Annotated in this window: 11 protein-coding genes; 9 read left to right on the top strand and 2 right to left on the bottom strand. The window is 66.5% G+C overall.

Annotated features, from left to right (window positions below; all coding sequences use genetic code 11):
• The 9 genes from VGQ94_09225 to VGQ94_09185 all read left to right on the top strand — a co-directional run.
• A partial coding sequence (locus VGQ94_09225) for a signal recognition particle protein (protein HEV2022699.1) occupies positions 1-630 on the top strand: 630 nt, incomplete at its 5' end.
• A gap of 10 nt (positions 631-640) precedes the next feature.
• Positions 641-1330, top strand: coding sequence for a peroxiredoxin-like family protein (locus VGQ94_09220; protein ID HEV2022698.1), 690 nt, complete (start codon positions 641-643; stop codon positions 1328-1330).
• Positions 1331-1424: 94 nt separating this feature from the next.
• Entirely contained in the window at positions 1425-1676 is a 252-nt protein-coding gene (gene rpsP, locus VGQ94_09215; GenBank protein HEV2022697.1) for a 30S ribosomal protein S16, read from the top strand.
• Between the two features lie 59 nt (positions 1677-1735).
• Positions 1736-1990, top strand: coding sequence for a KH domain-containing protein (locus VGQ94_09210; GenBank protein HEV2022696.1), 255 nt, complete (start codon positions 1736-1738; stop codon positions 1988-1990).
• Between the two features lies 1 nt (position 1991).
• Positions 1992-2585, top strand: coding sequence for a ribosome maturation factor RimM (gene rimM, locus VGQ94_09205; protein HEV2022695.1), 594 nt, complete (start codon positions 1992-1994; stop codon positions 2583-2585).
• On the top strand, positions 2582-3397 hold the full coding sequence (gene trmD / locus VGQ94_09200) for a tRNA (guanosine(37)-N1)-methyltransferase TrmD (GenBank protein HEV2022694.1): 816 nt from the start codon (positions 2582-2584) through the stop codon (positions 3395-3397). The genes rimM and trmD overlap by 4 nt, the downstream gene beginning before the upstream one ends.
• Before the next feature lie 36 nt (positions 3398-3433).
• Positions 3434-3772, top strand: coding sequence for a 50S ribosomal protein L19 (rplS, locus tag VGQ94_09195; GenBank protein ID HEV2022693.1), 339 nt, complete (start codon positions 3434-3436; stop codon positions 3770-3772).
• Between the two features lie 67 nt (positions 3773-3839).
• The gene (locus VGQ94_09190; GenBank protein HEV2022692.1) at positions 3840-4601 is read left to right on the top strand and encodes a ribonuclease HII; all 762 of its coding nucleotides are present in this window, start codon (positions 3840-3842) and stop codon (positions 4599-4601) included.
• 69 nt (positions 4602-4670) lie between these two features.
• Positions 4671-5414, top strand: a complete 744-nt coding sequence (locus VGQ94_09185; GenBank protein ID HEV2022691.1) for a PIG-L family deacetylase — start codon at positions 4671-4673, stop codon at positions 5412-5414.
• 13 nt (positions 5415-5427) lie between these two features.
• Here VGQ94_09185 and VGQ94_09180 read toward each other — a convergent pair whose 3' ends face one another.
• Complete coding sequence (locus VGQ94_09180; protein ID HEV2022690.1) at positions 5428-5841, bottom strand: DUF5655 domain-containing protein; 414 nt, start codon at positions 5839-5841, stop codon at positions 5428-5430.
• Between the two features lie 14 nt (positions 5842-5855).
• Positions 5856-6679, bottom strand: an 824-nt coding sequence (locus VGQ94_09175; protein HEV2022689.1) for a PDZ domain-containing protein, incomplete at its 5' end; no start/stop codon positions are given.

Genomic DNA, 6679 nt, shown 5'->3' with positions numbered 1-6679 from the left:
CTCGCGCTCACCGGCGTCATCCTCACCAAGATGGATGGCGACGCCCGCGGCGGCGCCGCGCTTTCCATCCGCCACGTCACCGGCCAGCCCATCAAGTTCCTGGGCGTAGGCGAGAAGTACGACGCCCTCGAGCCTTTTCATCCCGACCGCATTGTCGGCCGCATCCTGGGCATGGGCGATGTCCTCTCCCTCATCGAGAAGGCGGAAGAACACATCGACAAGAAGAAGGCGGCGGAGTTCGCCGCCAAAGCCATCACCGGCGGCGGCTTCTCGCTCGGAGATTTTCGCGACCAGCTGCGCCAGGTGAAGAAGCTCGGGTCACTCTCCAGCATCGCCAAGATGCTGCCCAGCGTCGGCCCCTTTCAGGGACTGAACAAGGCCGCGGACCAGATTGACGAGCGCGAGCTGCTGCGCGTGGAGGCCATCATCAACTCCATGACGGCCCACGAGCGCGAGCACCACGAGGTCATCAACGGCAGCCGGCGCAAGCGCATCGCGCGCGGCTCCGGCACCACCGTCCAGCAGGTGAACCACCTGCTGCGCCAGTACGCCCAGATGCGCAAGATGTTCAAGTCCATGGGCAAGCCCGGCTTCGGCCGCGGACTCGCGGGGATGATGAGGCAAAGGTAATCTCTCCCTCTTGAAGTGGCGCGGCTCCAATCCGGAAGTGGAAACCACGGCGCACGCCACCCTGCGCGCGCGCCTGGAGGAGATCCAGGCGAACACTCGAGCCTACGTCCCGGCGGAGAAGCTCGCCATCACCGAACGGGCCATCGAGGAGCTGCGCCAGTCCGGAATTGCCGAGCGCGTGCTGCCTGTAGGCGCGAACGCGCCGGAGTTCGAGTTGGCGGATGGCAACCGCAAGACTTTCCGCTCGGCGGATGCCCTCTCCCGCGGCCGGCTGGTTATCAGCTTCTACCGCGGGCGCTGGTGTCCGTACTGCGTGGCGGAGCTGGAGTCCCTCCAGGCTGTCCTGCCACAGATCCATGAGGCAGGAGCGTCGCTGGTCGCCATCTCGCCGCAGACCCCGAAGCACTCCGGCTTCACCGCCGACCAGCATGAGCTCCGCTTTCCCGTCCTCAGCGACCCCGGCAACCGTGTGGCGCGCCAGTTCGGGCTGGCGTACCGCCTGCCGCAGGAGCTGGAGCAGCTCTACCGCAGCATCTTCATCAACCTGCCGAACTCGAACGGCGACCTATCCTGGGAGCTGCCCCTCCCCGCCACCTACATCCTGGAGCACGACGGCGCCGTGCTCTACGCCTTCGCCGACGCCGACCACATGCGCCGCGCCGAGCCCGCCGAGCTGCTGGAACGCCTGCGCCTCCCCTAGCGCCGCAGTTGCAAAACGCCAGTATTTACGGGATAATCGACGATTGTCTTAACTCTCGGGAAACCGCAGGAAAGGGAGAACTCTTACAGTGTTAATGATACGGCTGGCGCGCGTTGGCGCCCGCAAGCAGCCTCATTATCGGATCGTCGTCATCGAGAAGGAGCGTGCGCGCAACGGCCGCGCGCTGGAGGTGGTGGGGACGTACAATCCCCGCACCAGCCCGGCTCAGGTCGAGCTGAAGCGCGACCGCATCGAGTATTGGCAGTCCAAGGGCGCGCAGGTGTCCGGAAGAGTCGGCAAGCTGCTCTTGAAACCCGTGCCCGCCCCTGCGGGAACGGCCGCCTAAGAAGCTTCTTCCGCGGAGACATCCCAAGGGCCGGCCCCACGCCATTCCAGGAGTCGCGTATGACCAGCGAGCAGGGTGGGGATATCCGGATGTTGGTCGAGCAGATCGCGAAAGCGCTGGTCGACGAGCCGGAACAGGTTTCCGTGCAAACGGTGGAGGACGAGCAGGGCACGGTGCTGGAGCTGCGCGTCGGTCCCAACGACCTGGGCAAGGTCATCGGTAAGCAGGGACGCACCGCGCGCTCCCTGCGCACCATCCTGGGAGCGGCGGGCATGAAGCTGCACAAACGCATCACTCTGGAGATCCTGGAATAAGGTGGCGGAGAGCGACTTCGTCACCGTGGCTCGCGTGGTCCGCAGCCAGGGACGCCGCGGCGAAGTGGCCGCCGAGCTTCTCACCGATTTTCCCGAGCGCTTTGCCGAGCGCCGGAAGTTGTTTGTGGCGGATGCGAGCGGACGCCGCGAGTTGGAGTTGGAAGCGCACTGGCTCCACAAGGGCCGCGTGGTTTTGAAGTTCCGCGGCGTGGATTCCATCGAGCAGGCTCAGGCGCTCGCCGGCTGCGAGCTCCAGATCCCACGCGAGGAGCGCGCACCGCTGCCCCAGGACGCGGCGTACGTCAGTGACCTGATCGGCTGTGAGGTGCTCGACCGCGGGCACTCGCTGGGAGTGATTGCCGAAGTTCAGTTCGGCGCCGGTGAGGCGCCGCTGCTGCAGGTAAAGTCGGAGGCCGGGGAGCACCTGATCCCCTTCGCCGCCGAGTTCGTGGAGAACGTGGACGTGGAGCTTCGACGCGTAGCGCTGCGGCTGCCGCCGGGGATGCTGGAGATTGGAGCGCCGCTGACGGACGAGGAGAAGCGGGCGCAGCGGGACGCCGGGCGCGCGGGCGACTGGAGCGGCCGCACAAAATGACGTTCGAGATTCTTACGATTTTCCCCGAGTTTTTTCGCGGGCCTCTGGAGCACGGCATCGTGCGCCGGGCGCGCGAGGCGAAACTGGTTACGGTTGCAGTGCACGACCTCCGGGCTTTTGCCCACGATCGGCACCGCACCGTGGATGACCGGCCCTTCGGCGGCGGCGAAGGGATGGTGCTCAAGCCCGAACCCATCTTCGAGTGCGCCGAGTCATTGCAGGTGGCGCCGCGGGAGGCGCGGCTGTCGGGCGCGGCGAAGGAATCGGTGGTGCTGCTCTCGGCGCAGGGCCAGTTGTTCCACCAGAGCATGGCGGAGCGGCTGGCGGGACTGGAGCGTTTGACTTTGATCTGTGGCCGCTACGAGGGCGTGGACGAGCGCGTGGGCGAGTTTCTGGCCGACCGCGAGATTTCGGTCGGCGACTACGTGCTCAGCGGCGGCGAGCTGGCTGCCGCCATCGTCGTGGATGCAGTCACCCGGCTGATTCCCGGGGCGCTGGGGAACGAGGCTTCGGCGCGGCAGGAAAGCTTTACCGGGACGCATCCGGCGGCATCTGTGCCAGGAGCGGGTCCGAATTCGACTTGCAGCTCCGGCGGGCTGCTGGATTACCCGCACTACACGCGGCCGGCGGAGTTTCGCGGGCTGGGGGTGCCGGAGGTGCTGGTCTCGGGCAACCACGACCAGATCCGCCGCTGGCGTCGCAGTCGCACGCTGGAGAAGACGCTGCGCAACCGCCCCGAACTGCTTCAGGGGGCTGCGCTCAGCGAGGAAGACCGGAGCCTGCTGGCCGGGATCCGGCAAGAAAAACTTTAGAACGAGAGGAACGACACAATGTCTCAGAACGCCATCATGGAAAAGATTGCCGCCAAACTGCGGCGCACCGACCTGCCGGAGTTCGCCGCGGGCGACACCGTCCGCGTCCACGTAAAGATCCGGGAAGGCGACAAGGAACGCCTGCAGGCCTTCGAGGGCACCGTCATCGCGCGCAGCCGTGGCCCCCACGGCAGCTTCACCGTGCGCAAGGTGAGCTTCGGACAGGGCGTGGAGCGCATCTTCCCGCTGCATTCCAAGGTCATCGACAAGGTGGAAGTGGTGCGTTCCTCACGCGTCCGCCGCGCGCGCCTCTTTTATCTGCGCGGCCTCAAGGGCAAGGCCGCCCGCCTGCGCGAGGTCGAGCGCGCCGAGTAAGTGATTTCCGTTGCAGGATTCCTGGATCCGGGCGACACTGTGCACCAGCAACCTGCACCGCGTCGCCTTGGCGCCAGCCAGACTCCAACTCGAAGGTGATTCCCTCTCTCCCGCCGCCCGAAAACTTCGTTTCCTCAAGAGACTCCGCTGCACCCTGCGCTTTGAGCGCCAGGCGTGGCAGGCTGGCGCGCGCCGCGTGGCCGGCGTGGACGAGGCCGGGCGCGGCTCGCTCTTCGGCCCCGTGGTGGCTGCGGCCGTCATCCTCGACCCGGAGCGCCCCATCCGCGGTCTGCGCGATTCGAAGCTGATTTCCCAGAAAGTTCGCGAGGCGCTGGCGGAGCGCATCCGCGAACGCGCCCTCGGCTGCGCCGTCTCCGAAGTCGACGCCGCCGAGATCGACCGCATCAACATCTATCAAGCCTCGCGGCTGGCCATGCGCCAGGCCGTCGCCCAGCTCGCACCCGCCCCCGACCACCTGCTGGTGGACGCCATGGTCCTCGACTGGGCCTGCTCGCAGACGCGCATCATTCACGGCGACGCCCGCAGCGCCTCCGTGGCTGCCGCCTCCATCCTCGCCAAAGTCGAGCGCGACCGCCTGCTCCGCCAATGGGACGGCGTCTTTCCCCAGTACGGTTTGGCGGCGCACAAAGGCTACGGCACTCCGCAACACCTCGAGAGCCTGGCCTTGCACGGGCCTTCGCCCATGCACCGGCAGTCCTTCGCGCCCGTGTGGGACTCCACCCGCCCGCAAGAGCTTATGGAGTTCATGCTGCAGGAACAAGACGCCGAGGACGCCGAAGGTACCGCCCTCCCGCTCCGCCATGATTAAATGAAGCGGAGGCCCGGAGCCGGGCATCTCGTCTCAGCGTAAACAGAGTTTTTCCCGGAGGGACGGACTGTGCGACGGCTGCTGTGCGTGACCGCTCATCCCGATGACGAAGCTGGCGGCTTCGGCGGCTCGCTCTTGCGCTACCGGCTGAGCGGTGTGGAAACCTACGTCATCTGCTTGACGCCGGGCCAGGCGGCCACCAACCGCGGCGGCACGGCATCGGGTGAGGAGCTGGCCGCCATGCGGCGCAAGGAGTTCGCCGCCTCCTGCGAACTTCTCAAGATCACCTGCGGTGAGGTGCTCGACTATCCCGACGGCGGCCTCGACCGCGTGGACTACCGCACCGTGGTCGCCGGCCTTACGGCGCGCGTCCGCAAGATCCGCCCGCAGGTGATCATGACCTTCGGCCCCGAGGGCGCAATCACCGGCCACACCGACCACGCCATGGTCTCACTCTTCGCCACCATGGCCTTCCACTCGGCGGGGCGCACCGACCGCTACCGCGAGCAGCTCTCGGACGGCGTGGCGCCGCATCGTCCGCAAAAGCTCTACTACGCCACGGCGCTGTTCACCCTGCCCGACCGCCAGCCAGTGTCGTTGCCGCCGGCCACCGCCGTGATTGACATCGCCGAGCACGTCGAGACCAAGATCGCCGCCTTCCGCTCCCACACCAGCCAGGCGCCTCTGTTCCCGCGCTTCGAGGCGGCCGTGCGCGCCCGCGGCCAGTCGGAGTTCTTCCACTTGGCGGCCGCCAACACGCCGCGCAAGATGGAGAACGAGACCGACCTCTTCGCTGGGATCACCGAGGAATAGAGGATTAAGTTGTTTATGACTCTTCACTCACGGCGAGGTCGAACGCTTCACGCAAAAACGGAATGATCGTGCGTAGGTCCTCGGCGGTCCGGACAAGGGCGACGTGTGAGACGCGGTTGCCGCCCTGCGCGATTTTGATGAAGTATGGTGCGCCGGCCTTGCGGCCGAGGTGAATCACCACGCGCAACGCATCCCGCATTACCGTCAGGTCCGCAAAGATGCGTGTCGTCCGAAACAGCGCGTACCGGTTACGTGTGACTACCTCCACGTCGCCAAAGCCCCTAACGGTGGTCTCGAGTTTCCGGTAGAGATCGGCAAGTGCCGGTGGCCTACTTTTGAGCAAGGTAGCAGCGCTGCCGACCCCGCACGCGTGACGTTGATTGACCTGACGAAAGGTCCGATCACACCGCGGACATGCCCAACTCATAGAGTTTCTAGACACTAGGGTCCGCTTGTCGCGTGCGGTTTGATGATCTCTCCCAGCAGGTCGGGCTTGGACGCATCGCGCTCCAGATGGGGATAGCGCTCGCCGCCGTGGTAGTTGATCTCGATGGTCTTGTAGTAGTCGGCGTTCTCCACCAGCAGCCGCAGCGGTTCGGAGCGTCCCTTGGCCGCACGGATGGCTTCGCGCAACAGGTTGGGGAAGCGGGAGTGCGTCCAGCGGTGGCCGTCCACGCCCAGGATCTTCGCCCCTGGCGCCAAGCCGGCCTCAGCCGCTGGAGTTCCTGGGAGGACGTCGAGCACCGCTCCCTCCGCGCTCATGCGGAAGCCCAGCGAGTAGCTGACGTCAATGTACTGCTTGGCGCTCTCCCGCGCCTGCTGCTGCCCGGGCAGCGTCTCGTTGTACACCAGCTTCCAGCCGCCGCCCTCGATCCCGCCCAGCGGCGCACGTGGGCTGGTGGAGTTCAGCCGTGCCGTGAGGAATGCTTTCCAGTCGTAGGGCGCCACCTCGTTGAGTGTCGCGACCACGTCGTCGAAGGTGTAGGTCTTGAGTGCCGGCGGGCCGCTCTGCCCGCCGTGGAAGCGGTGGCAGAAGTCGTCGAGCGAGCGCTGGCCGTGAGTGAGCTGCCGGATGGTGACGTCGGCCTCCAGCCAGATGAGGTCGCCTTCGTCGTAGAAATCCACGCCGCGCCGCCAGGACGACCATTCCGACGGCGTCCCGTAGAGGATCTGCGCGGCCACCGCGGTGTCGGCCAGCGGACGCCAAGTGCGCCCCGCCCGGTTGTCGAGGTCTGCCGCAACCAGGGCGAGGTCTTCCCGGTACT

It is taken from the genome of Terriglobales bacterium (genome assembly GCA_035937135.1).
Classification (GTDB): Bacteria; Acidobacteriota; Terriglobia; order Terriglobales; family Acidobacteriaceae; genus DASYVL01.
This window is presented reverse-complemented; position numbering and strand designations above follow the sequence as displayed.

What these genes read in the sequence shown, in the direction of transcription:
- VGQ94_09180 (HEV2022690.1), bottom strand. Translation starts at nt 5,841, where the DNA reads ATGAGTTGGGCATGTCCGCGGTGTGATCGGACCTTTCGTCAGGTCAAT.
- rplS (HEV2022693.1), top strand. Translation starts at nt 3,434, where the DNA reads ATGGAAAAGATTGCCGCCAAACTGCGGCGCACCGACCTGCCGGAGTTC.
- trmD (HEV2022694.1), top strand. Translation starts at nt 2,582, where the DNA reads ATGACGTTCGAGATTCTTACGATTTTCCCCGAGTTTTTTCGCGGGCCT.
- rpsP (HEV2022697.1), top strand. Translation starts at nt 1,425, where the DNA reads ATGATACGGCTGGCGCGCGTTGGCGCCCGCAAGCAGCCTCATTATCGG.
- VGQ94_09210 (HEV2022696.1), top strand. Translation starts at nt 1,736, where the DNA reads ATGACCAGCGAGCAGGGTGGGGATATCCGGATGTTGGTCGAGCAGATC.